The following is a 26,727-nucleotide window of genomic DNA, read 5'->3' on the forward strand; positions in this document are numbered from 1 at the left end:
GCGACCTGTACGATCTGCTCCGCTTCTGTGTGAGAGCTTTCTCTTTGCTTACATTCTGTTCGACTTATCTTGAATACTGATAGACAGAGCTGAAATTGCAGCCTTGATAATTTCGCGTTCTGCTCGGGTGCGTTTGATTTATATATTGATTGTAGAAATAACTTGTTGCCGTTACATGCGTTATCAGTTGTTTTTTAGTTGTTGATTTTGACATGTATTGAAAGTTTTGAAGTTTGAGCTCCGATTCGCCAGAAGTTAGTTTGGCCGCTATGCAAGTGCCAGCGGGCACTTTCGTTATTGGTCAGGGCAAAGGAGCAACTTTCATGCAGGACCGAAGAACTCAAGACGCCAGCGGGTTTGTCAAATTCATCAAACTGTTCAAGCAGGCGGATCTGGAACAGGCCATGTCGGCGTACAGGGGTAGTGAATCCTATCAGTCAGTGTGGCGTTATTATTTTGCCTGTATTGGCTTGCTCGATTCTCCACGACTGATCGAGCCTTTGGCACTGCTCAAGCAGTCGATCGGCCAGTTGATCGGTTCGCCACATAAATACTCGCAATCCGATAGCCAGCCTGCACAGTTGTCGCGCATCTATAACAGCATCCAGGCTTTCGAGACCCGTGTGCAAAACAGCCTGGCGTACGCGAAGAGCACCCCGACTGCGGTGCCGAAGAATCTGCACTTTGTCTGGCTCGGTGGAGGACTGGGCGCGATACAGCGTGACTATCTCAACCTCTGGAAACAGGTGCTGAACGGGCAAGGTTACAGCCTCCATCTCTGGTACGACAGCGACGCATTGTTGGCCTGGCAAACCAACAGGCTGATCGTCGAGGCGGCCAAGGCCGACGCCCTGCAACAAGATGGCAGCGACAGTATTTCCAAAGACCAGTTGGGCACGCTGTACGAAGAACGGGCCATCGTCCTTAAACAACAGATGTCCATGCATATCGATGCCGCACTGGCGCGGGGACTTTCAGCTGATGAAGCACGCGTCGATCTGTTGGCCCGTGCCTATGGGCAGGACGCCGCGCAACTGGAGGCGCTGATCGAGCAAAACCGCCGCAGTCTACTGGACCTCGCAGGAGACGACCTGCAGTTGCGCGACTTGAACGCCCTTGATACTCCGCTGCAATTACAGGATATCTACGAGCGTGAAATCCGGCTGCGCGGCAATCTGGCCGCTGCTTCCGATGTGGTGCGCGCCGAGGTCCTTTACGAAGAGGGCGGCGGATATGCCGATGTCGATAATCTGCCGCCACTGGTCAAGACTCTGGGAGGCGTTGACATCAGCGGGTTTGATCCCCGGTCACGCGTTGGCGTTCTGCAACTGCTGCTCGATCACAATCGGCACTGGATGCCTGCACGCGAGGCGCTGCGCCACCAGTACACTGATTATCTGGCAAGCATTCCCGAGCAACACCGCGCCGCGCTTGAGACGTTTGCCCGACAAAAACCGGCGCTGAATGAAGTGTTCCAGGCGCCGGCCGAGTTGCTCGTCCGCCCACAGGACTTGCGGGCAGTTGCTGTGCAGAGCTCGCTGAGCAATTCCTTCCTGATGGCCCATGCCCGATCGCCGATGCTCAAAAGCGTGATCGACCGGTTTCGCTTCAATTATGACTTCATCGACCTGACGGCTCGACTGGCGGCCAAGCGCGGTGTTGCGCTGAGCGATTTTTACGGCATGTCGACGCTTGCGCGCGAGGTATTCGAGCAAAACTGCGGCTCTATTGCCGCTCTGTCCTCGATCGAACACGCAACGGTGAACGAACTGATTCTGGCGGTCGCCGGATATTTCGAAGACGGTATCCGCCCGCAGAGCGAATGGACAATTTTTCTGACTGGCCCGGCCGCGATGCGCGCTGGCATGCGCGATTACGAACAGCACAACTTCGTCCCGCGCGAAGATGAAACAGTGCGCGTCGAGACTGCCATCGAGCCGCTCTGGATGATCAACGACAAGACCGAGGAGGAGCAGGATCACTCGTGGAAAGACAACGCCAGCGATGATGAACAATGGGTTGTCGACGAACAGCAGCGTTGGCGGCAAGGACAGTTCAGTGTCCGCTACAGCGGTGATGTTGCTGCCCTGCTGAAACAGCAGACTGTGGTGTTCGAAGAGGGTTGGCCGCTCATCGAGGGACGCCCGGTGTTATTGACGGAGGTCTTGCAAGGGATGATCGACCGACTCGGTGCACCGTTTGTGGCGGCGATGAGGCAAGGTCATAACGGTCCGCTGGTTTTTCCCGAAGGGCCGGGTCTGGGGTTCGACGATCGTCAGGCCATCAAGGCCCAACCCGTCACTCTGCAAGCTCCGGCGTCGCTCAGTGATGCGCGGATTCAGGGGCTGGCGCTGGATGAGTTGCTAAGCGGCATTGCCGAGGGTTCGCTGCAGTTCTTCCAGATCAGTGCCTTGCAAAGGGTAGTGTTGGGACAGATGCTCGGCGTACGCTCACTGGATAACTCAAGCTTCACGCAACTTGCCCCCGAGCTCGACAACCTCGCCAACAGCGTTGCCGAGGTAGGAGCATCGGTACGTTATGCGGCCATTGAACGCCATCTGTATCAGCATCGGGCGCCGCAATTCATGGCCGGTCTCGCCAGCCATGTCGACCAGCCGATGGTCTCGTCGGACAGCGCGCTGACGTTAAAACGAGCCGCGCTGTCGCAGGCGCACACGCTGTTTCAATGGGGGCGTCATGTTGCCCTTATCCAGACCATCGCCACCCGCGAGCATCGTGAACAGGTGATCCTGCGGCTGGGTCAGGTACTGGGGCAAATCGAGGCCAGTGACGTCAAGCTGGTGCCGCAGGATCTGTTGCTCCAGGGGCCGGGAGATCCCGGTGGCCGCTGTTACCCGCTGGCGCTGATCATGAGCGCTGCTCTGGAGCACGGCGGGGCGGCATCGCGACGCTTGCGCGAGCGATTCTTCCTGGCCACCGCCGAGCCGCAGCAGCGCGATTCAATGGTGTTCCTGGAGGCGCTTGAGGAGTTGCGCGACGTGCAGTTGCACGACATCGGCAAGCCGCTGGGGCGTGTCGATCTGCAGCAGCTCGGCACCACGCTGGAGGCGTTCGCCAGCTCGCGCACGCTGATGCTCAACTCGGACAACCACGCCATGCTGGTGGCGAAAATCTTCAATGGTGGGCACGCCACCTATCACTTCTATGATCCCAATTTCGGCGTGTTCGAGTTCAGCCAGCCTGACCAGTTTCAGCTGGCACTGACCGATCTTTTCCAGAAACAGGGTTTGGCGAAATACTATGCGGCCTATGGCGACGACGCGCGCCCGACATTTGATCTGATCGAGCTGCAGGGGCAAAAGATAGCGGCGCTGGATCTGTCCGGCGGTTTGCGCGTCGGGCAATTACTGGAATCCGACAACGTGCTGCCGGAGCATACGCAGCGACCGATCCGTCGGCGCCTGAACAGTGCTCGCGGCCATTCGCTGGTCAGTAATCCGCACCTGGGGCGCAGCCTGCGCGATCTGGACAGTCATTGGTGGGGACAGCAGATTGCCCAGGCGACTGACGCTCTACAGCACTTGCATGCTGCGGCAAAACCGCTGGTGCCGTTGTTCGAAACCCTGGAGATGACGCCCGCCGGCGAGTACCGGATCAACCTGGTCGATCCCACGCAGGCCGAGCATGTGGTGCAGGTGGTGAGCTCCGATCACCGTCTGCTGCGCATCAGAAATTATCTGTCGGAGCAGTTTTCGGCACTGGGCACCCGAATCTCGCCACAGATGGCAGAGGCGGGTGCCGTACACACGCTCAATACCGGCTTCACCATCCAGGCACTGATGAACGTCCTGCGTGGACGAGAGGGGGATGACCGCACCCTGACCACCGCCGTGCGCTTGCACGCTTACGTCAATTACGCGCAGCTGGTGCATGGCAATGTCACGGATGTCGCTGGCCTGATCAGTCTGGTAAAAACCGCGCTCAATGAAGACAAGATCATCGCCCGCACCTGTGCGCCGGTGGTTGGCGAGGCGCTGGGACATGTCGCCAACGAAGGCGTGGGCGCGGTGCTGGGGTTGGCCAATGTCGGTTTCGACATCTATCAATTGGCGACGGCAGACAACGAGATCGAGCGCGCGCAATTCGGCACCCAACTGGCCTTCGACTCCGCCAGTCTGGCGTTGACCGCCGGTGGTCTGGGGGCTGCCACGGCGGGCGCGGCAACAGCGGCCGCAGTGCTCGGTGGAGCCGGGGTGATCCTGGGCGGACTGGCCGTGGGTGTGGCAGCCCTGGCACAGGGGTTTGCCAGGATCGCTGAGCAGGCGCAGGAGGTCGGGCTGTTCTTCGATGAGCTGGAGCGGGCCTGTCGGGGTGTCGGTTATCGGTATGACGACGGACTCGGGGCGTGGGTCGCTCACCCTTCGCTGGTCGTCCAGAGCCTGGACTTCAATCGCACGATGCTGGTGCTCGACAGTCCGAAGGTGTATCGGCTGCGCGACCATTTCGGGGTGCCGGATTTCAATCCGGATGATCAACAAGCGCTCGATCTGCGGCGTGAACTGGGACTTCCCGGCTACATCCACTTCGATCCGCCGAGCACGCAACTGGTCGTCCTGCCGTGCACGCCGACCACGTACTACGGTTACGAATACAAGGCGCTGCCTTTCTCGACGCTGCGTCACGACACCGGCTTCGATACCGCCCGCAAGCTGGAGAAGAAGGATGCGGCTGGCCAGCGGCGGTTTCTGTTTTCGTTCTACTCCTTTCCCGTGCACTACATCATCAACCGTCTCGCACCGTCGTATCGGCCAACCGTGATCGAGGTGCGGCTGGATGCCCACGAGCGTGCGCTGGCGGTGCCAATGATGCCGCAGGTCTGGCACGACAAGGTGTCGTACCGCATCGAAGGTGCGGGCGGCGCCTGCTCACTGATCCTCAATCGCGGGGTCAATCTCCAGTTGCGGTCCCCCAGCCTGCAGCAGTGCCGCTGGAATCTGGTAGCCGCCTGGGCCACCGAGAGGGATGTGCGGATCGACGTCGGCGGGGTTCTTTCGGTGGGTGGGGTGAAGGTGACGTTCGGCGGCAGAGGTCGGCATGAGGTCATGCTTCAGCTGACCGGGCGGCAATCGTTCAAGGTCAACCGCAGTGACGGACGACTGGACATTATCGAGCAGAGCGCGCCAGCCGGGGAGAATGAGCAGTCGCTGCTCACGCATTACCAGACACTGGCCCGGGAGCATCGGCTGGTGCTGCCTTACACGCCAGTTCATCACTTTCCGATTCCTTTCGAGCCCGAAAGCCAGCCGCGTCACACCACGGCCTGGTACGACGCTGCCGAGGATCGTTTTCTGTACATCCGCAGTGAAGAGGTACTGGCGGCCGATGAAATGCTGCTGGCGGCGGTGGTCGACGATTCTGCGTTTTTCTATGAGGTGCGCAACTACGACATCTGGCAGGTCGATGCCGTCAGCGGTTTGCTCAAGTGCCGCTATCGTCTACTTGTCATGGAGGGGCAGTGCAGCATTCGGCGTATTGAAGTCGATGCGCAGGGCGTGATTCATATCGAACAGCAATGGCTGGGTACCGATCGGCAAGTCACGCAGTTCAACTATCTGATCCATGAGGGCCAACTGCAACTGGTGGCAGTTACCCGGGAGATTGACCGTGAGCTGGGCCAGCGAGTGTTCGCCAACCCGACCTTGACGGATTGGTCGGTAGTGCTTGGTCACTATTTCACGTTATCGCCGGTGCCCGAACGCGCAGGCGTCAGTACCGTCGACTGGCAACCGGCCGCCTACGTGTCGGTCTGCTGGGCGTTCGATCCGGGCAAACGTGACCTGGTCTGGATTCGCAGCCGTGACCTGTTGTGCATTCATCCGTTTGCCTTCGGGCATGACCGCGGCTGGGTCGATTCGATCAAACAGCTTGGTGATCTGCTGCTTCTGCCGGTCAACGATGAGCACGAGCTGTTTTTCATTTACGACCGGCTGGCGCAAAAGCTGTGCAAGGTGCAACGCAGCGCGTCCGCTGGCAGCGAGCGCTGGCCGGCGCAATGGACGCATCAATGGCTGCAGCCCGACGGGTTGAATGACGTGGTACCGGTGCAGGACGGGTATCTGGCCCTGACCGACGACGGTCTGTTCTTCAACCTGACCGCAGAGGGTGAAGTGCATCTGGGTGGCTTGAGTGAGCGCTGGCTCAGGGGGCGCGCACAGTGGTGGCAGGCACTCGAAACGCTGGCGGTGAAGTACCCGGTCAACAGTTTCGCCATTCTGGGTCTGCGCAACGCCGCCGGTGATCGCAGCCTGTGTGCCTGGTATGTGGATAACCGCTTGCTGCTGTGCGATCCGGGGCACGAACGGGAAATGCGCCTGCTCGGGGTCACACCGGACAACCAGGCGGTCTGGCTGTTCGATGTCGCCAGCGGTGAGATCTGCAGTCAGCGGTTCTTCGACAGCCGGCAACTCGAGCCAGCATTCGGCAGCGGCGCCCAGTTACTGGCGAGCGACATGCTGCCGGCACCGCAGGCCGAGTGGGACGACTGGCGGTTCAGCGCCGTGCGCAATGACGGCTCCGGTCTGTACGGGACATCGGTCAACGGCGTGTCACTCAAACTGCGATATCAGGAAGCTGAAAGGATCATCGGCGTCGATCATCACTGGGCCAGCGAGCACGCGGAACATTTGCCGGAGTCTCTGCAGGCATTGCTGGAGACCGCCGAGCATGGGCCCTACATCGCCGTGGAGTCTGGCGCGGGCAACCTGCAATGGTACGACGTGGCGAATGCACAACTGATTCGGGTAGCAGGCCACGATCTGCCACACGATTGCGAATTGCTCGGCACCCGCCATCGGCATGTGCTGTTGCACGAACTTCAGGCACACCGCGTACACGTCTTCCCCGGTCAGCAGAGCATCGGCCCGTTCGAATACATGCGGCGTGACGCCGAGGTGTTGGTGGTCGAGGGCCAGAACAAGGTTGAAGACCTGTTGCCACTGATCGCTGATGACGTGAGCTGTCTGGTGTTACGCCTGGGGCAGGGCGGCGTCACGTACCACCTGTCGAAGGCCTGCTGGTTGCGGCTGGACTCGGTGATTGTCGATTGCCGTCACCCGCTGGGCGAGGTCCCGGCAATTCCCGGCAAGCTGGTCTGGGCGCTGGACGCACCGCAAACACTGCAACTGTCGTTTGTCGACGAGCACTTGCTGATTGTCGACCCGGATCGCCAGCACAGCCTGATCCTGCGGGATGTGTGCTCGGCGGATCCGGCGATGCGCGGTGACGTCTTCCTCGGGTTCGAGGGCGGGCGTTCCTATCCGGTATCGAGCCTGGTGCAGAGGCTGCGGGAAATCGTCGAAGTCGATGATGGCGACGGCAGTACAACGCTGGCGCAGTTGCTGGGAGCGGTGCCGGCCTGACGAAAGTCTTCGTTGGGTTTTTTGAAGTTTGTTTTTTCTCTGTGTCGCGACGGTTCATGTCGTCGCGATGGGTTCGTTTGGCCAAAAAAAAGGAAATTGAATTGAGCATTAAGGATGAAGTCACGATGGGCAGTGTGTTCGCCGATCTTATTGCGCGCACAGAGCTTGAGTCCGTCAGCGGTAGCCTGGGGGAGGCTCCTTTGCGCTACTACGACGGAGCTACGGCGGCTACCAGTCTTGCAGAACAATTAATAGCAATCAGATTGCTCAAGGACGCGATTGAATCAACACAGCTGGACGCCGCGGATGCTCAGGTCAAGGCGCTGCGCCTGAAACTGGGTGACTACGACCGCCGTCTGAGTGCGACTGTGAAGATGCTATCGGCAGGCAAACCAATACCGCGCATCATGCATTTTGTCTGGGTCGGTGGCAGTGAGGTCGGGCCGAATCAGCGCGATTACATGAACATCTGGCGCAAGGTACTGGCGTCGCAGGGATATGCATTCAATCTCTGGTATGACAGTGACGCGCTGCTGGCCTTTGAAATGAATCGGGTGATTCTCGACAGCGCCCGTGCGCACACGATGGAGGCATTAAAGAGCAAAGAGGTAAAACCAACGGTGCTGTCGAGCATGATTGAGGACCGCGCCCGGGTACTCAAACAGCAGATGTTCGACTACCTGAATCAGCCACGCTGGGCCGGACGCGCAGACGAGGCGCGGATCGACCTGATGGTGCGAGGTTATGGCAAGGACCGTGCGACGCTCGAAGCCTTCCGCCAGAAATGTCTGGATTCGCATCAGGCCATGGTGGGTGAGGACTTGCGCCTGCGCGATGTTCGCCAGGAGTTTGCCAGTCATTTTCTGGCTGACGTCTACCAGCGCGAAGTCGCCATGCGCGGCAACTTTGCTGCTGCCAGTGATGTGGTGCGACTGCAGGCCGAGTTTCTCGAGGGCGGGCGTTACAGCGACATGGATTATTTGCCGCCGCTGATCGAGAGACCGGGCGGCGTGGACATCAGTGGTTTCAGCACAGACGCGAAGATCGGTGTCCTGCAGTTATTGCTCAACCATGACGATGCCTTGATGCCGGGGCGGGATCGGCAACGTTATGTCGACAGAACCGGGCATATTCCCGCCGAACATCTCGAGGCACTGAGCGCATTTGCCCGGAGCAGGCCGGGTGTGGAGCAGATTTTCGCTTCGCCGCAGCCGACGTCTTTACCCCAGGATGCCATCGGGCGCGGCGCGGCCTGGGGCAATCCGTCGTCGAAGGAAATGAATGCCTATGTTCTGGCTCACCCTGGCAGCAACATGGTCAATGCGAGCATGCACTTCATCCGGGTGGCTTATGACTGCCTGTATGAGGTTGAGCGCCGCATGATACTCGCAGGCGTGACGCCAGCAGATGTGTCGTCAGTCGATGATATTGCAATCAAGGTCGTCTCTGAAGCACAGGCTGATGGGCGCTTGCCCAGTACATCGCGTGAATATTCATCAGAAAGGCTCATACGCGCCATAGCTGAGTATTATCAGGACGGGATTCGTTTCGACGCCTTGGGCACCATCTACATGACCGGTCCGGGCGCACTTGAAGGCGGTGTAGTCGGCTATGTCGAAAGAGAACTGCAGCGTGAACAGCTGACGACCATTCGCGAACATATGAAGCAGGTCGAGGGCTTCAACGTCTTTACCGAAGAGGAAATGGTCTCCGGCTGGGCAGTCAAGGATACCCCCGAAGACTGGCTGGCGAAAGAACATGAGAAGTGGAACTCGGGCAAGCTCAAGTCGCGCTACACCGGCAATCTGTCCGATTTGCTGAAAGAGCGGACTCTTACGTTCAAACTTGGCTGGCCGGTCATAGAAGGAAAATCCGTGTTGCTGACCTCGGTTCTGCAGCAACTGCTGGATGATCTGGGTGAGCCGTTTGTGCGGGCCATGAATGACCGCTTGACCGGTGATGTGACGTTCAACGTTCCCATCCACCTCGACTTTGATGCTCGACAGCAGGTGCTGAACCAGACAGTCGACAAAATTCCAACGTCCACGGGTGCCGAGTCACTGGGTAACCTCAACGAGGCCTTGGCGCGCATCGCGGCAGGCAAGTTGCCGCTGGATCAGTTGAGCCCGTTGCATCGGGTGATGTTCGGCGGCCTGTTCGGTGCCGCAACACTGGATCAGGTCGGGTTCGCAGACGCCTGGGCAACCACCGTCGCCTTTGCCGAAGATACGCGCGACCGTGGCCTGGTCGCGCGCTACGAGGTGATCGAACAGACACTGCTCAATCGCGATCCTGCGCCGGTGGAGGCACGAGTCAATGCATCGGAGCGCGAATCGCTCGGGCAGAACTCCAGGGTGCTGAAGGCGCAGGCATTTGCCGAACCGATCAGCGTGCGGCAATGGCGCGAGTACGTGAGTCGGGTCGAGGTCGCCGCCGTGAATGAGCGCCGGGCGTCGATCCTTGCGCGGGGTGCGGCAGTGCGCGAGGCGTTCTTCGCGGCGGGCGCACATACGGCCAGACAATTGCCGCAGGATTTGCTGCTGCGCGGTGCAGGGGATCCGGGCCGACGCTGCTATCCACTGGCGCTGGTGATGGCCGCCGCGCTGGAAAAAGGCGCTTCGGCCGAGCGCGCGCTGATCGGCAAACTGGCGATTGCCAACCTCACTCCCGACGCACCGCAAGCCCATGCCCTGCTCAAGGTGCTGGACGAGTTGCGTGGCGTTCCCATGGCGCGATTGGGCGAGAAGAGACCGGCGGCGAACCTGGCCACTGTGATGCAGACGCTGGAAGCGAAAACCGCTGCCGGCAGCCTGTTGCTCAACACAGACAATCATTCGATGCTGGTGAGCAAGGTTGTAGCGCAAGGCGAGACATCCTATCGCTTCTACGATCCCAATTTCGGGCTGTATGCGTTCGCCCGGATCGAGGATCTGCAACAAGGCGTCCAGCGCTTCATGCAGGAGCAAGTGATTGCCAGGCTATATGGTCTGGAACAGGGGGCTGCCAGCGTTTTCGAAGTCATCGAACTCGACGGCGCAAGCATTGCCGGTAAATCGTTGCCTTCGGAAATTAGCGTTGAGCATTTGCTCAGCAGTGATCCGCTGGGTGGCGGGCGTGCCGTCGAACCCTGGAGTCAGCATGCCGCCTTGCGCGCGCGTTCCTTGTCAGAGAACGCGCGTCTGGGACAGGCGCTGAGCAGTGTGGACAGCCACAAGTGGGCGCGGACGATCGAAAGCGCGACCCTGCGGTTACAGGACCAGCATCAACTGTCTCGTGACTTCGTTCCGGTGTTCGACTCCCTGAAGAGCACTGCGCAAGGGCGCAGCGAAATCACCCTGGTCAGTGCCAGTGATCCGCAGCGCACACGCACAGTGCAGACCGATGACACGCGCCTGCAAGGGATCAAGTCTTACCTGAGCGATACGTTTGAAGCGTTGTCCGGCAGACGCGCGGGGGCGCCAGTGATCGATCCGACGGATGTCGGTGCGGTGCACACGCTCAATGCCGGATTTGCCATTCAAGCCCTGCTGCTCGGGTTGCAGAACGCGGAGTCCGGGATGGGGGCGACCGCGTTGACGTCGGCAGTGCGCATCCACGGTTACCTGGCCTACGCGCAGATGGCTCACGGGCTGGTGGTCGACGCAGTACAACTGCTGAATCTGGTGCGTCATGCCTTTACCGATGGTCTGCGGGTGGCCAAAACCACCTCATCGATCGTCAGCAATGCATTGGGCAGCGTCTTGAACGAAGGTGTCGGAACCGTTCTGCAACTGGCCAGCATCGGCTTCGACATTTATCTGTTGGTCAATGCCCAAAACGATATCCAGCGAGCGGTCTATGCCACGCAGCTGGCCTTCGATTCAGCTGGGCTGGCGCTGGGTGTTGGCGCTTTGGGCGCCGGTGTTGCCGGTGCGGGCACGGCGGCGGCCTTTCTCGGCGGCGCGGGGGTGATTCTGGGCGGGCTGGCGGTGGGCATCGGCGCTTTGGTCGAGGGCTTCAGCGCCAGGGCTGATCGTGGAAGACGGATCGGCCGGTATCTGAATGACGTGCATGCGGCCTATCGACCTGAAAATCACTCGGTACAAGGCGATACCTATATCGCCAATCCTTGTGCGGTCTATACCGGGCTTGATTTGCGCAAAGGGCTCATTACCTTCGGTGGCCACAAAATTTTCGCCGCGGAAGATTACTCCTTTCTGCATAAGCCGAGGATCGTCGGGGATCGCAGCATGGCATTCAGCATTCGAGAGGCCCTCGACCTTCGCGACTCGATTTCCTTCGATACAGCGCCGGGTATTGAAAGCGTCGTGCTGCCGAGTGTGCCGGAGTGCTTCCTGGGCTTCGTCCATGAAGGTCTGCCTTTTGCGACAACGCTCAGAGAAGACATGGAAACGGCTTTGGCACTGGAAAAATACAAGCGGGGAGGCGAGCAGCAATTCTGGTTCAGCTTTTACCAGGCACCGACCGAATACATCATGGAAAAAATGGTGCCCAACTACGTGGAAACCCGCGTCAGTGTGGTGATTGGCCCTGACCAGCGTTTTCTGCATGTCCCCCCGTTGCCGCAAGAGGTGCACGGTTACCTATGCTATGACATCGATGCCGTTGGCGGGCACTGTTCGATCACCCTGGCCGAGGGCGTCAAGTCGTTGCGGCTGCAGGTTTCCTCCGATGATCCAATGACCTGGTCATTGCGTGCCCCATGGGTGAGTGCAGCGGCGGTGAAGCTGGAACTGGATACTTTTCAGTTGGGCTCGATGCGGGTGCAGGTGCCCGCCAGGAGTGTCGTGTACCTGCAACTTGCGGAGGGGTTCTATCAGGTTGGCTGGGCAACGGGAGCGCTGCTCTTTGCTGAACTCGACGCGCTCAACGATGCCGACGGCCCGGCCACACGCAAGCATTTGCGCGAACTCGCCCGCGCTCATCGTCTGGCCGATGGCCCGACGGTCATCCGCAACTATCACGATGCCCTGACGGGCGTTCGTACCACGGCCTGGTACGACCACACCGAAGATGCCCTGCACCTGGTGCGCGGACTGGACCCACAGTATGCGGCGCAGATCTGCATGGGACCGACGATCGGCGAGGAGATGTTTTACTACTGCCCGGTGCAGGGAATCATCTGGCGTACGGATCTGGTCACCGGACAGATCAAGCGCGCTTATCGGGTGATGAGAATACATTCGTGGGGCAACGCCTGCATTGTTGCGATTCAGGAGACGCCAGAGGGTTTGCTGCAGGTGGTTCAGCGCTTTGAAGATCAGTGGAAAAGCTTCTACAAGATCACTTACCTGCTCGGGGAAGACTCTCTTGTCATAACCGCGATTTCCGATACGAATACTGATCAGCCAAGCCCCGTACGCGAAGGGCGCGACAATGTCCGGGAGTTCCTCGAACAGCACATGAATCGGCACCATGAGCCGTTTGATGAACAGAGGGTGGAGTTCACATTGGGCGCGTTCATTGCGCTCGATGCCTTCGATGAGAATTTGCGTACTCTCACCCGAGTGTGGGTACGCAGCGACGATGGGCGGTTCATTCGACCAGTGCTGCGCGATACGGAAGGTACACCTGACTTCCTCGATTGCGTGCTGCTTGATCCGCTTCAATCGACCGGCGATAAAGTGTTGTTTCACCATCTGGGCCATCGTCTTGTTTATCGACAGCACATTGCCGCAGCGGATCAGATACCCGAGACCTTTGCGCAAAGTGTCTTGCCGCTTGAGGTGCAGCATATTCACCGCCAGGGCGGACAATACGTCATCCTCACTGACGAAGGCATGCTGTTCCAGATGAATGACGACGGCCAGACGCGGCTGGTGGGACTCAATCACGCATGGCTGTCGGCCCGCCAGCAGCGCACTGGGCAAGGGTTCAAGTGGTGGGAAACGGTCGGGACCAACATTCAGAACGAGTCCGCCGATGGCGTGGAAGTCGGAGGTATCAGCGATGCAACGGGCAAGACATCCCTGTATGTCATCTATCTGGATCAGCAATTTCTGATTGCCGACACGGCGGGCAAAGCCATGCGCGTGTTGAGACTGACGCCTGACAAAAAAGCGGCGTGGTTGATGGACTGGGCAACCGGTCGAATCTATCGTCAACCCTTCATGACACCTGAAAGCCTGGCGACGGCATTCGGTTCGGGAACACGTTTGCTGCAGGCACATTTGCTTGCCCCGATGCAGCGAGTCATGCCACGACACACTTTTGCCTGGGCCGTGCCCCATGCATCAGGTCTGCGCGCCCGTCGGCATGACCATGTGCTGTTCGACCTGTTCGAAGGTGAATCGCCGCGTATCGTCGGCGTTGAAGTCGAGTTTTTCAACGATGTGGATTCCCTTCAGGCACGGGAGCAAAAGCTGGCGCGATTGCTTGCAGGTCAGCACAGCGCTCCGTACTTGACAGCGGGCCGGAGTGATGGTCTTTGCCGCTGGTATGACGTCGCTGCCGGTCGTCTGCTCAGCGCCACGGTGTCAGGCCGTGACTGGCCGCACTATCTGGGCGTGGCGAATGGTCAGACCCTGGTGCTGCATGATCCTGTAACGGGCCAATTGTTCAGCAACGCCAGTGAAGACGTTACGCGCATTGATGCATGGATGACTGTGGAAGGGGTCAGCCGGGTTGCAGATACGCTGGTTATCGATGGCATCAAGTCAACCGGCAAGGTTGCGCCGATTCCGGCTGGCGTCGATACGTTGGTCCTGCGTTTTGCGCAATCCGCCTCCTACCTTTCGCTCGACCGCCAGAGCTGGGACAGCCTTGACTGCCTGATTGTCGACCTCGATTTTCCCGAGGCGGCAAAAATCTATCTGGCGCTGACGCTGGAGCCGATGCAGCGGTGGCTGGTCTCGATGTCCGGCGGTCACCTGCTGCTGACGGATCCCGACTCGGGAAGCAGCATCATCTTGCGTAATGCCGCGAGCGTGGAGGCGGCACGGCAACAGCAGGTGACACTCGGTATTGCGTTACCTGACGAGATTTCGGTGACCGTTAGCCTGGAGGAGCTGATGAGTGCAATAGCTACCGAGTCCTTGCTGGAACTCGGTGCGTTGATCGGGCTGTCCAGCGACCAGTAAGCCATTGCGAGTTGGCAGATCAGACCGGCTGCGGAGGTTTTCCTCCGCAGCCCTTTTTCGTTCAGGACACCAGGTAGCCCTTGATCCCGGTAAAGATGATTTGCGCCGCCAGTGCGCAAACGAAAAGGCCCATCAGCCGGCTGACGATCTGCAGGCCCTGATCACCGAGAACCCGTTCAATGTGATTGGACAGATACAGCACCACCCCTACGGTGAAACTGGCCAGAGTGATGCTCATGATCGCGGTCAGTTTGTCGTCCCAGTGTGGTTGGCTGACGCCCATCACCAGCAGGGCGCCGATGGTGCCCGGGCCGACGGTCAGCGGGATGGTCAGCGGGACGATCGTCACGTCCTGTTGCACGTTGTCACTCTGCACCACAGGCTTGCCTTGGGCCATGCCCAACGCCGAAATGAACAGCACGCTGCCGGCACCGATGCGGAATGCGTCCGCAGTGATCCCGAATACATCGAAAATCACCCTTCCGAACAGATACAAAAGGACGCTGGACACCAGGGTGGCAATCGCCACTTTCCAGGCCAGGCGCCGCTGTTCCTTGCGCGAGTAGCCACGGGTCAGGCTGATGAAGCAGGACAACACGAAGAACGGGCTGTAGAGCACCAGCATCTTCAGGTAAACGCTGAATAACACGTGGAGCATGGTTTGCGCTCGCATTCCGAGGGGGTGAGCCGGAGTTTATCAGTCGATCTGTTGGTTGTGGGACAGGTTTTAAAGGTGCGTGTTGTTTGTTTTGTGTGAGGGATTATGGTTTTTGCTTATTTGTTCTCTGTAAATGAAGTTACATGTTTAAGTTTGTCGGTGGGGTGATAGTTGATTATTGTTTGGTCTCGGCAAGTTCATGAGGAGCTTGTTTTAATGTATAAGGAATTTCTTGTGAGTAATGTATTTAGTGAAGCCTATATTGATGCCTGTGTAGAGGCGCTGGACTGTTACGATCTGGGCGTGCCAGTTGTTTCCAGGGCGCGTGGTTTTTTTTCTGCGGCAGATGAAGTCGAAGTTCCTGCCACGGCTTCGGTCGTGAGGGACGGGCTGATTACCTTTAGTGGTAATCTTACTGACCAAAACAGGAAAGATGCGCAGAATGCTTATCACTATGCATCGCTTGTTGCAACCAAAATGTTTCCACTAGAGCACCAAGGCAAAGAATGGTATGCGCAGTTCTGTAAGGTTATGGGGCAAGCGGGTTGGATGAGCCTCAGCATGTACTACAACAATCTGAATGTCTCGGGAACCAGCGTGCGCATGGACAAGTTGGTGTTGGAGATCCTCGCCTCGATAGTCACAGGTCTCACGGTACCGGGGCCGTCCACTGCATTAATGCTGAAAACCGCAGGTGATGCAATTGCCGCTCTGCAAAAACGCGATACCGCGTTGACGCTTTATGAGCGCAACATTCTGAATCAAGGTGTCGGTGGCGTGACCGTAGGCTCGTGTATTGATGTGAACGGCACGAACATCTTTGCCATTGGCACCGTACGATTTACACGTGGAAATTCGTCGACCAAAGTATTGTTCGTCGATACGGATGTTCGTAACGTCGGTCTGTATCGTGGTGAGACGGCGTTCGAAAAGAACGAAACCCTGGCTGAAGCTACTCGGCAGCTCATTGCATCCAAAATTGTGGCTTACGCTACTGAGACGCTTGATTACGATATCTGATGAATGCAGGGAAGGGCGGTCATTTGTTGGCTGTCCTTTCTCTATCGAGGTGTTGAAATGAACTGTGATCATTCGGTGTTGATTGTAGGGGGCGCAGTCTTGATAGTGCCTTCGGCGATAGAAGTCATTGCTTATGATGATGTAGTGAATGCGTTGTTGTATGCGCAGCTGGCCGCAAGTAAAAGAGTGAAATCAACTCCGGGTACTAGTTGGTATGACACCTATATTGAAGTTTTGGGTGGTGTCTGGATGTGGTCTGCCAAAGCGCGCGACGAATTTGATATATCTTCAGATAGCGCCGAATCGACAGTTCAGTGGGCTGTTTCGGCGATGTCTCGGCTGGAAGTCGATAAAGAGAGAGTGACCGCCGAAGTGTTATCGCAAATGGTCAACGAAACGCAGCTCAACCCGGCGATCAGTTTATTGCGCAAGTATATGCAACAAGTGCCCGAAGATCAGCCAACCCACACGACGCCGCCTGTGATGAATGTTCGTTTGCTCGTAATCGTCGCACCAACACCCACTTCGTTCAGCTGTGTATGTATAGAGTTCAAAACTGATCGACGACTGAGCTCCAACCCGTTGCCTTACTGTTATCGGGCTGAAGAGGTGCAAGGCCCGATCAGCAGCCGTTACGTCCAGGCAAGTCTGTCGGAAACGTTGTATGCGCCTATAAGGCATCAAATGGCTCTGAAGCTCAAAGACAGGATTCAGGGTAATGTCGCAACGTTGACCCTGCGCGGTGAAACCTGCATGAACACGCCATCAGTCGAGGCACGTTCGTAGCGGATTGCTTTCAGAACGTCGAAGCCGTACGGTTGTGCTGATCGCGCTGGGCTACCCAGTGTTCGATCAGCTCGCGCAGTTGCGACAGCTCCACCGGTTTGGCCATGTGGCCATCCATCCCGGCCTGACGCGCGCGTTCCTTGTGTTCGGCGAGGATGTGCGCGGTCAGCGCGACAATCGGCGTGCGTATACGCTGATTGCTGACCTCCCACGCCCGTAGCTGCTGGGTCGCCGAGAAGCCATCGAGGATCGGCATTTCGCAGTCCATCAGCACCAGGTCGTAACGCTGAGCCTTCATCGCCTGCAGGGCTTCTTCGCCGTTGCTGGCGGTGTCCGGTTGCAGATTGAGTTTACCGAGCATGCCGCGAATCACTTTGGTCGAAATCGTGTTGTCTTCGGCGACCAGAATGCGGAAATCGCTCGGCACCTTGGCCGCCGTCGCGGGAGTGACCACTTGCGGCTGGAACACCACCTGACCTTTATTGCGCTGGTTCAACTCGTCGGCCAGCGTGGTCTTGAGCGTATAGCCGGCCACCGGTTTGGCGAGGATGCGTTTGATCCCGGAGTTGCGCGCGATGATCTTGCTCGGCGCGTTGCTGATGCCGGTGAGCATGATCAACAGGATGTCATGATTGAGGCTCGGGTCTTCCTTGATCTTGGCCGCCAGTTGCATGCCGGTCATGCCGGGCATGTTCTGGTCCAGCAGCACCACATCGAAATAGTCGCGCAGGTGCGCCTTGGTGCGCAGCAGCGCCAGCGCTTCCTTGCCCGATGGCACGGCGCTGACGTTCAGGCCCCAGGCGCTGCATTGCTGCACCAGCACCTTGCGGCAGGTGTCGTTGTCGTCCACCACCAGCACGCGCGCGCCTTGCAACGGGCCGTCGAGGTCGGAGGTCGGGTGTTCGAGGCGATCCGGGTCCAGCGGCAAGGTCAGCCACAAGGTGCTGCCCTGATTGGCGCCGCTCTTGATCCCGAACTCGCCGTGCATCAGGCGGATCAGTTGCCGCGCAATCACCAGTCCGAGGTTGCCACCCAGACGGTTGGCCGAGAGGAAGTGTTTGCTGTGCAGTTCGGCGTGCAGCAACGCATCGCGCTCTTCCGCTTCCATTGGCTGGCCGCTGTCCTGCACGGCGATGCGCAGGCGCGGTTTGACGCTGCGTTCGTCGAGGGCGACGACGATCAGCACTTCGCCTTCGTCGGTTTTCTTCAGGGCGTTTTCCAGCAGGCTCAGCAGGGTCTGGCGCAAGCGGGTCGGGTCGCCGCTGATCACGCGTGGCACTTGCGGCTGGATGAAGCTGATCAGCTCGACGTTCTGCTGTTCGGCCTTGGCCCGGTAGATGCTCAGGCAGTCGTCGATCAGCGCGTTGAGGTCGAACTGCACATCGTCCAGTTCGATCTGTCCGGATTCGAGCTTGGAGATGTCGAGAATCTCGTTGATCAACGTCAGCAGTTCGTTGCCGGCGCTGTGGATGGTTTGCACGTAATCGCGTTGCTTGACCGACAGTGGCGTACCCAGCAGCAGTTCGGTCATGCCCAGCACACCGTTCATCGGGGTGCGGATCTCGTGGCTGATCTTGGCCAGGAACTCGGCCTTGGCGTTGATCTCGGCATTGCTCGCGGCAAGGTCGCGGCTGATGCTGAACCGGCTTTCGGTGATGCTGCGCTGGCGTTCACCCAAGGCGATGCTCATCAGCAAGCCACTGATGCAGATGAAACCCATCAGGGTCATGATCAGGCCTTGCGGCGCCACCAGGGTCAGCCCCAGCAGGGCCGGCAAAATAATCAGCGTGCCGATGTTGAACACTACCATCCCGGCAACGAACAGCCGCGCCGGACGGTAGCCCTTCTGCCAGTGATAGAAGCCGACCAGCAACATGCTCAGACCGGCCAGCGCCACCAGCGCGTAGGTGATGATGTTCAGCGGCAGGGTGTTGACGAATAACAGCAGCAGGCTGCAGATCACGATGAACAGAATGTCGCCCAGCAATAGTTTGTTCAGCGGGTGCGGGCCGAGTGGGGCGAAGAAGCGCAGGGCGAACATCAGCCCGGCTGGGGCGGTCAGGAGCAACGCCAGATAGGCGCCCGGGGTCTGGATCGCGTGCCAGTTCGGCAACCACGGGCCGGCGAGGTTGAGCAACAGCAACAGGCTCAGGCCCAGCAGGCCTTCGCAGACCGCCAGCCACAGGCTGCTGCGCGAGCGGGAGTAGGCGTAGCGCACGATGTTGTGCAGCAGCAACATGCCGAGACAGCCGAACAGCAGACCGAAGATCAGCGTCTGGTTCTGGTTGGCGGCACTCATCACCGCCGATTGCAGGGTGATGTGCGGGCGCAGTTGATGGTCGGAAACCATCCGCAGATAAACGTCGAGGGACTTGTCGCTTTGCGGCAGCGGCAACAGGAAGTCGCTGCTCGGCAGTGGCCGCTCGACCTGTGGCTGCTGGGTGCCGGAAGTGCGTTGCTCGATCAGCTTGTCGCCGTCCAGCACGTAGAGACTGAGGTTGGACAGGTCGGGAGCGAAGATCCGCAGCACCTGCTCGTGCTTGCCCGGTGCCAGTTTGAAACGCAGCCAGAGTGCGCCATCGGGCTCGGCCGCCGTAAGGCGATCAAGTTCGATAGGGCTGAATTGATTGGTGTAGCGCGCCGAGCGGATGTCGCTCAGTTGCAGATTACCCTGATCGTCAAGCAATACCGACCAGCCACTGCCTTGCGCGGCCTGGGCCGGGAGCATGCAGAGCAAGGTCAGCAACGTGACGGTGAAACTTATGGCAATCCTGAGCCAGCGCACGGCGAAATCCCTTCGTAGGTTGATGCCAGAATATAACGATGCGCGGCGGCGGAACAGCCCGGCGAGGGACTGCATCCCGCGCCGGACGTGAAGGACAGCTTATTCCTGGGTTTCGCCACGTTCACGGGCAATGGCGCGGTAGCCAATGTCCTTGCGGTAGAAGCAGCCTTCCCAGTCGATGGCGGCGGCCAGCTTGTAGGCTTGCTGCTGCGCTTCGCTGACGCTGGCGCCCATGGCGGTGGCGCAGAGTACGCGACCACCGGCCGTCACCACGTTGCCATCCTTCAGCGCCGTACCGGCGTGGAAGACTTTGCCTTCCAGGACTGCGGCTGCGTCCAGACCGTTGATTGCCGCCCCCTTGGCGTAGTCGCCCGGGTAGCCGCCGGCGGCCAGCACGATGCCGACGCTCGGACGTGGATCCCACTGTGCTTCAACCTTGTCCAGCGCTTGCGCCAGAGCGGCTTCGACCAGCAGCACCAGGCTCGACTGCAGACGCAGCATCACTGGTTGGGTTTCCGGGTCACCGAAGCGGCAGTTGAACTCGATGACTTTCGGGTTGCCGGCCTTGTCGATCATCAGACCGGCGTACAGGAAACCGGTGTAGACGTTGCCTTCTTCGGCCATGCCGCGCACGGTCGGCCAGATCACCTGATCCATCACGCGCTGGTGCACGTCGGCGGTGACCACCGGGGCAGGGGAGTAGGCACCCATGCCGCCGGTGTTCGGGCCGCTGTCGCCGTCGCCAACACGTTTGTGGTCCTGGCTGGTGGCCATCGGCAGCACGTTCTTGCCGTCGACCATGACGATGAACGAGGCTTCTTCGCCGTCGAGGAATTCTTCGATCACCACGCGCGAACCGGCGTCGCCGAAGGCGTTGCCGGCGAGCATGTCGCGCACGGCGTCTTCGGCTTCGGCCAGGGTCATGGCAACGATCACGCCTTTACCGGCGGCCAGGCCGTCGGCCTTGATCACGATCGGTGCGCCTTTTTCACGCAGGTAAGCCAGGGCCGGTTCGATCTCGGTGAAGTTCTGGTAGTCGGCGGTCGGGATCTTGTGGCGCGCGAGGAAATCCTTGGTGAAGGCTTTCGAGCCTTCCAGCTGTGCAGCGCCGGCGGTCGGGCCGAAGCAGTCCAGGCCACGGGAGCGGAACAGATCGACCACGCCTGCCACCAGCGGCACTTCCGGGCCGACGATGGTCAGGGAAACGTTTTTCTCGGCGAAGTCGGCCAGTTGCTCAAGGGCCAGCACGTCAATGGCGACGTTCTCGCACTTGGCTTCAATCGCGGTACCGGCGTTGCCCGGTGCGACGAAAACCTTCTGTACGCGCGGATCCTGAGCCACTTTCCAGGCCAGGGCGTGTTCACGGCCACCGCTGCCAATGATCAAAACATTCATTTCAAAAACCTCAAAAAACTGTCAGGCGCTGCTGGAGCGCTTTATGTGGGAGCGGGCTTGCTCGCGAAAGCGGTGTGCCAGGCAAAACGGCTGTTGCTGACAGATTGCATTCGCGAGCAAGCCCGCTCCCACATTTGGATCGAGTTGTATCAGTGACGGAAGTGGCGCATGCCGGTGAACACCATGGCGATGCCAGCCTCGTCGGCTGCAGCGATCACTTCAGCATCACGCATCGAGCCGCCCGGCTGGATCACCGCCGTGATACCAACCTTGGCCGCGTTGTCCAGGCCGTCGCGGAACGGGAAGAACGCATCCGAGGCCATCACCGAACCCGCCACTTGCAGACCCGCGTGCTCAGCCTTGATCGCGGCGATACGCGCGGAGTTTACGCGGCTCATCTGGCCGGCGCCGACGCCGATGGTCTGACGGTTCTTGGCGTAGACAATGGCGTTGGACTTGACGTACTTGGCGACTTTCCAGGCGAAGATCAGGTCGTGGATTTCCTGTTCGGTCGGTGCACGCTGGGTCACCACCTTCAGGTCATCGGCGCCGATCATGCCGATGTCGCGGCTCTGCACCAGCAGGCCACCGTTGACGCGCTTGTAGTCCCAGGCCGGAGCGCGGTCCGCCGACCACTCGCCACAGGCCAGCAGGCGCACGTTGGCTTTGGCGGCGACGATGGCGCGAGCTTCTTCGCTGACGCTTGGAGCGATGATCACTTCCACGAACTGACGCTCGACGATCGCCTTGGCGGTCTCGGCATCCAGTTCACGGTTGAAGGCGATGATGCCGCCGAAGGCCGACTCGGTGTCGGTGGCGTAGGCCAGTTCGTAGGCCTGGCGGATGCCGCCCTCGGCGTCCGGGCTCACGGCCACGCCGCACGGGTTGGCGTGCTTGACGATCACGCAGGCCGGCTTGACGAAGCTTTTTACGCATTCCAGCGCGGCGTCGGTGTCGGCCACGTTGTTGTACGACAGCTCTTTGCCTTGCAGTTGGGTCGCGGTGGCGATGCCGACTTCGGCAGGCTTGGCTTCCACGTAGAACGCCGCGCTCTGGTGCGGGTTCTCGCCGTAGCGCATTTCCTGAGCCTTGATGAACTGGCTGTTGAAGGTGCGCGGGAATTCGCTGCGGCCTTCGGTGCTCCGCACGTCGGCAGCCTGATTCACGGTGCCCATGTAGTTGGCGATCATGCCGTCGTAGGCGGCGGTGTGTTCGAAGGCCTTGAGCATCAGGTCGAAACGCTGAGCGTAGGTCAGGCCACCGGCCTTGAGGTTTTGCAGAACGTTGGCGTAATCGCTGGCATTCACCACGATCGCCACGTCTTTATGGTTTTTCGCTGCCGAACGAACCATGGTCGGGCCACCGATGTCGATGTTCTCGATCGCAGTCGGCAGGTCGCAGCCGGGCTTGTTGATGGTGGCTTCGAACGGGTACAGGTTGACCGCAACCAGGTCGATCGGCTTGATGCCGTGCTCGTTCATGATTGCATCGTCGATACCGCGACGACCGAGGATCCCGCCGTGGATTTTCGGGTGCAGGGTTTTCACCCGACCGTCCATCATTTCCGCGAAACCGGTGTAATCCGCGACTTCCACTGCGGCAACACCGTTGTCGCGCAGCAGCTTGAACGTCCCGCCGGTGGAGAGGATCTCGACGCCGAGGGCTTCAAGCTCCTTGGCGAATTCGAGGATCCCGGTCTTGTCGGAAACGCTGATCAAGGCGCGGCGGATCGGCAGGCGGGTAGTCTGGTCGGTCATCTCAATTTCCATCAAAAGCAAAGGAAGTCAGCAAAAAAGGCGACCGGTTTTACGCGGGCGCCTTTCTGGTTTGATTGAATGCTTACAGCAGATCGTACTGCTTGAGTTTCTTGCGCAGCGTGCCGCGGTTGAGTCCGAGCAGCTCGCTGGCCTTGGTCTGGTTGCCCTTGACGTAGTTCATCACGCTTTCGAGCAGGGGAGCCTCGACTTCGGAGAGCACCAGGTTGTACACATCCGTGACGGACGCGCCCTCAAGGTGGGCGAAATAATTGTGCAGCGCCTTCTCGACACTCCCGCGAAGGGTCTGACCTTCTTCGCTCGGGGTATTGAGGTGCTGTTTCAAATTCACGTTGTCGCTCACGGGTGCTGTTCCACTCACTAAAGTCTCGGTCATCATCGTCATGCGGCCACCCCTTCTTCGTCCCCTGTCAGGCTCTTGTAACGCTCGGCGAAGAACTCCCGAACGTTGGCGCATTGTGTTTCCGTACCATCCAAACGATTGAAGTGGGCGCGAAACTCCCTGGCGCCCGGCAAGGTTGCGAGATACCAGCCCACATGCTTGCGGGCAATACGGACGCCCATCACATCCCCATAGAAGGCGTGAAGTGCGGCCAGATGCTCCAGCAGGATGCGTTCCACTTCGCTCAGCTCCGGCGCCGGCAATTTCTCGCCGGTACGCAGGAAGTGTTCGATCTCGCGAAAAATCCATGGCCGCCCCTGGGCAGCCCGGCCTATCAGCAGGCCATCGGCACCGGTCGCGTCAAGCACGTAACGGGCCTTTTCCGGCGAATCGATATCGCCATTGGCAAACACCGGGATCGACACCGCCTGCTTGATCGCGGCAATCGTGTCGTACTCGGCTTCGCCGGTGTACAGATCGGCGCGCGTGCGGCCATGCACGGCCAGCGCGGTGATCCCGGCCTGCTCGGCGATCTTCGCCACAGTCAGGCCGTTCTTGTTGTCGCGATCCCATCCGGTGCGGATCTTCAGGGTCACCGGCACATCCACTGCAGCGACGACGGCCTGCAGGATCTCGGTCACCAGTGCTTCGTCTTTCAATAACGCGGAGCCGGCGGCCTTGTTGCAGACCTTCTTTGCCGGGCAACCCATGTTGATATCAATAATCTGTGCGCCCAGTTCGACGTTGGCCCGTGCCGCGTCCGCCAGCATCTGCGCATCGCCACCGGCAATCTGCACCGAGCGTGGCTCGGGATCGCCTTCGTGGATCATGCGCATGCGCGACTTGCGGGTATTCCACAGGCTCATGTCACTGGTGACCATTTCCGAGACTACAAGCCCTGCGCCCAAACGCTTGCACAGCTGACGAAAGGGCTGGTCGGTGACGCCCGCCATCGGGGCGAGAATCAAACCGTTCTGCAATGTATATGGGCCGATGCGTACCGCCGACATAGGACTTCCCTGAAGTGGGGCCGGATCATGAGAGTTCGAAAAAGGGTTGGCATGATACCCGCTCTCGATGACTGGATAAAGGCTGAATTGAACAAAATCTGAACAGTTATTCTGTTATTACCAGCGGTTTGGTAAGCGCGGGCGAAGTCAGAAAACTGCCGTCAAACCTGAAGCGATGAAGCGATTCACTCGGGCGAGTGGAAACTCAGGCTGTAATTCACCGCTTTGGGGCCTGGATCAAGGATATCCAGCGCGATGTGGATCGGCGTCTGCGGCGGCATTTCCGCCATGCCCTCAAGGTCGCCGTTGAGGTATTCGCCGGGTTTGAAGCGACGACTGGCGATCAGATGACCGTTGAGGTCAGCGAAGCGTAGCTCCAGCAACGGAAATGGCTGGGAGAACGTCGCGCGGTTGTAGATGATCGCATCCACCACCAGCGCCCCGCTGAATTCCGGATGGCTGCGCACCACCAGATTGCTGCTTTTGATTTTGCCGATGTCGACCTTGGACGGCACCGTGCAGCCGATCTGCGGACAGAACTGCTGAAACCACGGGCGGTACTGATCCTGGCGCGCCAGTTCGTCGAAATGATAGGCAATGTACTGACCTGCCAGACCGGCGGCGGCCAACAGCACCAGCAAGCCCCAGAGCAGGCGTCCGCCCCAGGGCGAGCGGCGCTTCTGCCAGTCCAGTTGCAGCGGATCGTCTGTCAGATCCTGCAGCACTTCGGCGCGCACGCCGGGTTCGGCGCGTTGACGTTTTTTGCGCAGCGGTTCGACCGATGGCAAGTCGTCATCGTCCGGCTCGACGTTGGCCGACAGGCGTTCGCGGCGGGCATTCGGATCAATCGGGTCGTGCAGGCGCAGTTGCGGGATCGGCGGCTCGTCATCCAGATCCACCGGCTCCAGCGACAGGGAAGGCTCGGTGCGCGCGGTGTTTAGCGGTTCCGGTTCGACGGCATCTGACTCGACGTCATCTTCGGGCTCGGGCAGACGTTCATCGTCGCGTGCGCTGAACAGGCTGTCGCGCCACTCCGTTTCATCGGCTTCAGGACTGTCGCGCCGGGCGCTCAGGGACTCCTCGCGCTGACGACCGAACTCGGTGGTCGGCTGGATTTCCCGTTGTTCGAGGCGGGCGAGTTCTTCGTCCAGATCGAGGCTGTCCAGGTCCAGCTCGCTGGCGCTCCATTGCTTTTGGCTGATGGCGCGCGGCGCGGGCGGTTCGTCATTGACGGGTGCTTCGACCACTGGCGGCGGCTCGCTGACCACCGCCTGAGACGGTGCTGGCTGGACAATGGACGGCGCCACCGGAGTGACCGCTTCCTTGCCGGCGTGTTGTTCCAGCAGCTGTTTGGCGGCGTTGAACACTTGCAGGCAGGAGCCACAGCGAACCACCCCGCGGGCCACGCTCAACTGAGCATGGCTGACGCGGAAGCTGGTTTGGCAATGCGGGCACTGGGTGACGAAGCTGTCGGTCATGCGGCGATCCGGTTTATGCAGGCGGTCATTCTAGCGCCGACGGCCGGTGATACGCACCCAGCCATCGCGATTGGCGATCGGGTCCAGATCAAAGTCCTGCGCATAGGCGGCAGCGACTTCTTCACCTTGTTCGGCGAGGATGCCTGACAGTGCCAGACGACCGCCGGTTTTCACCAGGCCGGACAGCTGCGGCGCCAGGGAAACCAGCGGGCCGGCCAGAATGTTGGCCACCAGCACGTCGGCTTTGACCTGCGGCAGATCTTCCGGCAGGTACAGCGGGAACAGCTCATCGGCGATGTTGTTGCGCCCGGCGTTGTCGCGCGAGGCTTCCAGCGCCTGCACGTCGATGTCGGTGCCGACGGCTTCTTTCGCGCCGAGCAGCAGGGCGGCGATCGCCAGAATTCCCGAGCCGCAGCCGAAGTCCAGGACGTTGCAGTCTTTCAGGTCCTGACCGTCGAGCCATTCCAGGCACAGGGCGGTGGTCGGGTGGGTGCCGGTGCCGAACGCCAGGCCCGGATCCAGCAACAGATTGACCGCGTCAGGCTCGGGCGCGGCGTGCCAGCTCGGCACGATCCACAGGCGCTGACCGAAACGCATTGGCTGGAAGCCGTCCATCCAGCTGCGTTCCCAGTCCTGGTCTTCGATGACTTCGCTGTGATGCTCGGGCAGCGGACTGCCGGTCAGCAGTTCCAGATGCGCGAGCACCGGCGCAGGCTCGGTGCCGCCCTCGAACAGGGCCAGCAGGTGCGTGTGCGCCCACAGTGGGGTGGTGTTGAGTTCCGGCTCGAAGATCGGCTGATCTTCGGCGTCCATGAAGGTCACCGAAACGGCGCCGACTTCAAGGAAAGCGTCTTCGTAGGTTTCGGCTTGTTCCGGGCTGATGGCGAGACGTACTTGCAGCCAAGGCATGGCGGGCACCTTTGAAAAAATATGATTGCAGCCTAGCGGCCAGCGAGAAGCGCGCAAGTTTACGCGAGCGC

At 59.7% G+C, this 26,727-nt stretch carries 12 protein-coding genes; 4 read left to right on the top strand and 8 right to left on the bottom strand.

Annotation, left to right across the window (positions count from 1 at the left end):
• The first annotated feature begins 323 nt into the window (after positions 1-323).
• On the top strand, positions 324-7,379 hold the full coding sequence (locus VLA07_RS13780; protein WP_333989458.1) for a TcdA/TcdB pore-forming domain-containing protein: 7,056 nt from the start codon (positions 324-326) through the stop codon (positions 7,377-7,379).
• Positions 7,380-7,480: 101 nt separating this feature from the next.
• Complete coding sequence (locus tag VLA07_RS13785) at positions 7,481-14,458, top strand: TcdA/TcdB pore-forming domain-containing protein (RefSeq protein WP_333989459.1); 6,978 nt, start codon at positions 7,481-7,483, stop codon at positions 14,456-14,458.
• Between the two features lie 61 nt (positions 14,459-14,519).
• Here VLA07_RS13785 and VLA07_RS13790 read toward each other — a convergent pair whose 3' ends face one another.
• Complete coding sequence (locus VLA07_RS13790; RefSeq protein ID WP_007961956.1) at positions 14,520-15,116, bottom strand: MarC family protein; 597 nt, start codon at positions 15,114-15,116, stop codon at positions 14,520-14,522.
• A 216-nt stretch (positions 15,117-15,332) separates the two neighbouring features.
• Between VLA07_RS13790 and VLA07_RS13795 the strand changes: the two genes are divergently transcribed.
• Both VLA07_RS13795 and VLA07_RS13800 read left to right on the top strand, forming a co-directional pair.
• Positions 15,333-16,136: a hypothetical protein gene (locus VLA07_RS13795; protein ID WP_247268726.1), complete on the top strand. Its 804-nt coding sequence runs from the start codon at positions 15,333-15,335 to the stop codon at positions 16,134-16,136.
• A 57-nt stretch (positions 16,137-16,193) separates the two neighbouring features.
• Complete coding sequence (locus VLA07_RS13800) at positions 16,194-16,922, top strand: hypothetical protein (protein WP_333989460.1); 729 nt, start codon at positions 16,194-16,196, stop codon at positions 16,920-16,922.
• Positions 16,923-16,932: 10 nt separating this feature from the next.
• Here VLA07_RS13800 and VLA07_RS13805 read toward each other — a convergent pair whose 3' ends face one another.
• The 7 genes from VLA07_RS13805 to prmA all read right to left on the bottom strand — a co-directional run bounded on the left by VLA07_RS13805 (position 16,933) and on the right by prmA (position 26,656).
• Positions 16,933-19,707: a hybrid sensor histidine kinase/response regulator gene (locus tag VLA07_RS13805; protein ID WP_333989461.1), complete on the bottom strand. Its 2,775-nt coding sequence runs from the start codon at positions 19,705-19,707 to the stop codon at positions 16,933-16,935.
• A gap of 99 nt (positions 19,708-19,806) precedes the next feature.
• Positions 19,807-21,102, bottom strand: coding sequence for a phosphoribosylamine--glycine ligase (gene purD / locus VLA07_RS13810; protein ID WP_095138182.1), 1,296 nt, complete (start codon positions 21,100-21,102; stop codon positions 19,807-19,809).
• A 149-nt stretch (positions 21,103-21,251) separates the two neighbouring features.
• Positions 21,252-22,859, bottom strand: coding sequence for a bifunctional phosphoribosylaminoimidazolecarboxamide formyltransferase/IMP cyclohydrolase (purH, locus tag VLA07_RS13815; RefSeq protein WP_333989462.1), 1,608 nt, complete (start codon positions 22,857-22,859; stop codon positions 21,252-21,254).
• Positions 22,860-22,941: 82 nt separating this feature from the next.
• Positions 22,942-23,262 carry a DNA-binding transcriptional regulator Fis gene (fis, locus tag VLA07_RS13820; protein ID WP_003221275.1) on the bottom strand — a complete coding sequence of 107 codons (321 nt, stop codon included), beginning with the start codon at positions 23,260-23,262 and terminating at the stop codon, positions 22,942-22,944.
• Positions 23,259-24,269: a tRNA dihydrouridine synthase DusB gene (dusB, locus tag VLA07_RS13825; RefSeq protein ID WP_007961945.1), complete on the bottom strand. Its 1,011-nt coding sequence runs from the start codon at positions 24,267-24,269 to the stop codon at positions 23,259-23,261. The genes fis and dusB overlap by 4 nt, the downstream gene beginning before the upstream one ends.
• Before the next feature lie 185 nt (positions 24,270-24,454).
• Positions 24,455-25,747, bottom strand: a complete 1,293-nt coding sequence (locus tag VLA07_RS13830; RefSeq protein WP_333989463.1) for a DUF3426 domain-containing protein — start codon at positions 25,745-25,747, stop codon at positions 24,455-24,457.
• Positions 25,748-25,777: 30 nt separating this feature from the next.
• Positions 25,778-26,656 carry a 50S ribosomal protein L11 methyltransferase gene (prmA, locus tag VLA07_RS13835; protein WP_027613592.1) on the bottom strand — a complete coding sequence of 293 codons (879 nt, stop codon included), beginning with the start codon at positions 26,654-26,656 and terminating at the stop codon, positions 25,778-25,780.
• Positions 26,657-26,727: the final 71 nt, after the last annotated feature.

The sequence above is a fragment of the Pseudomonas sp. S3(2024) genome, from assembly GCF_036861315.1.
Taxonomy (GTDB): Bacteria; Pseudomonadota; Gammaproteobacteria; order Pseudomonadales; family Pseudomonadaceae; genus Aquipseudomonas; species Aquipseudomonas putida_A.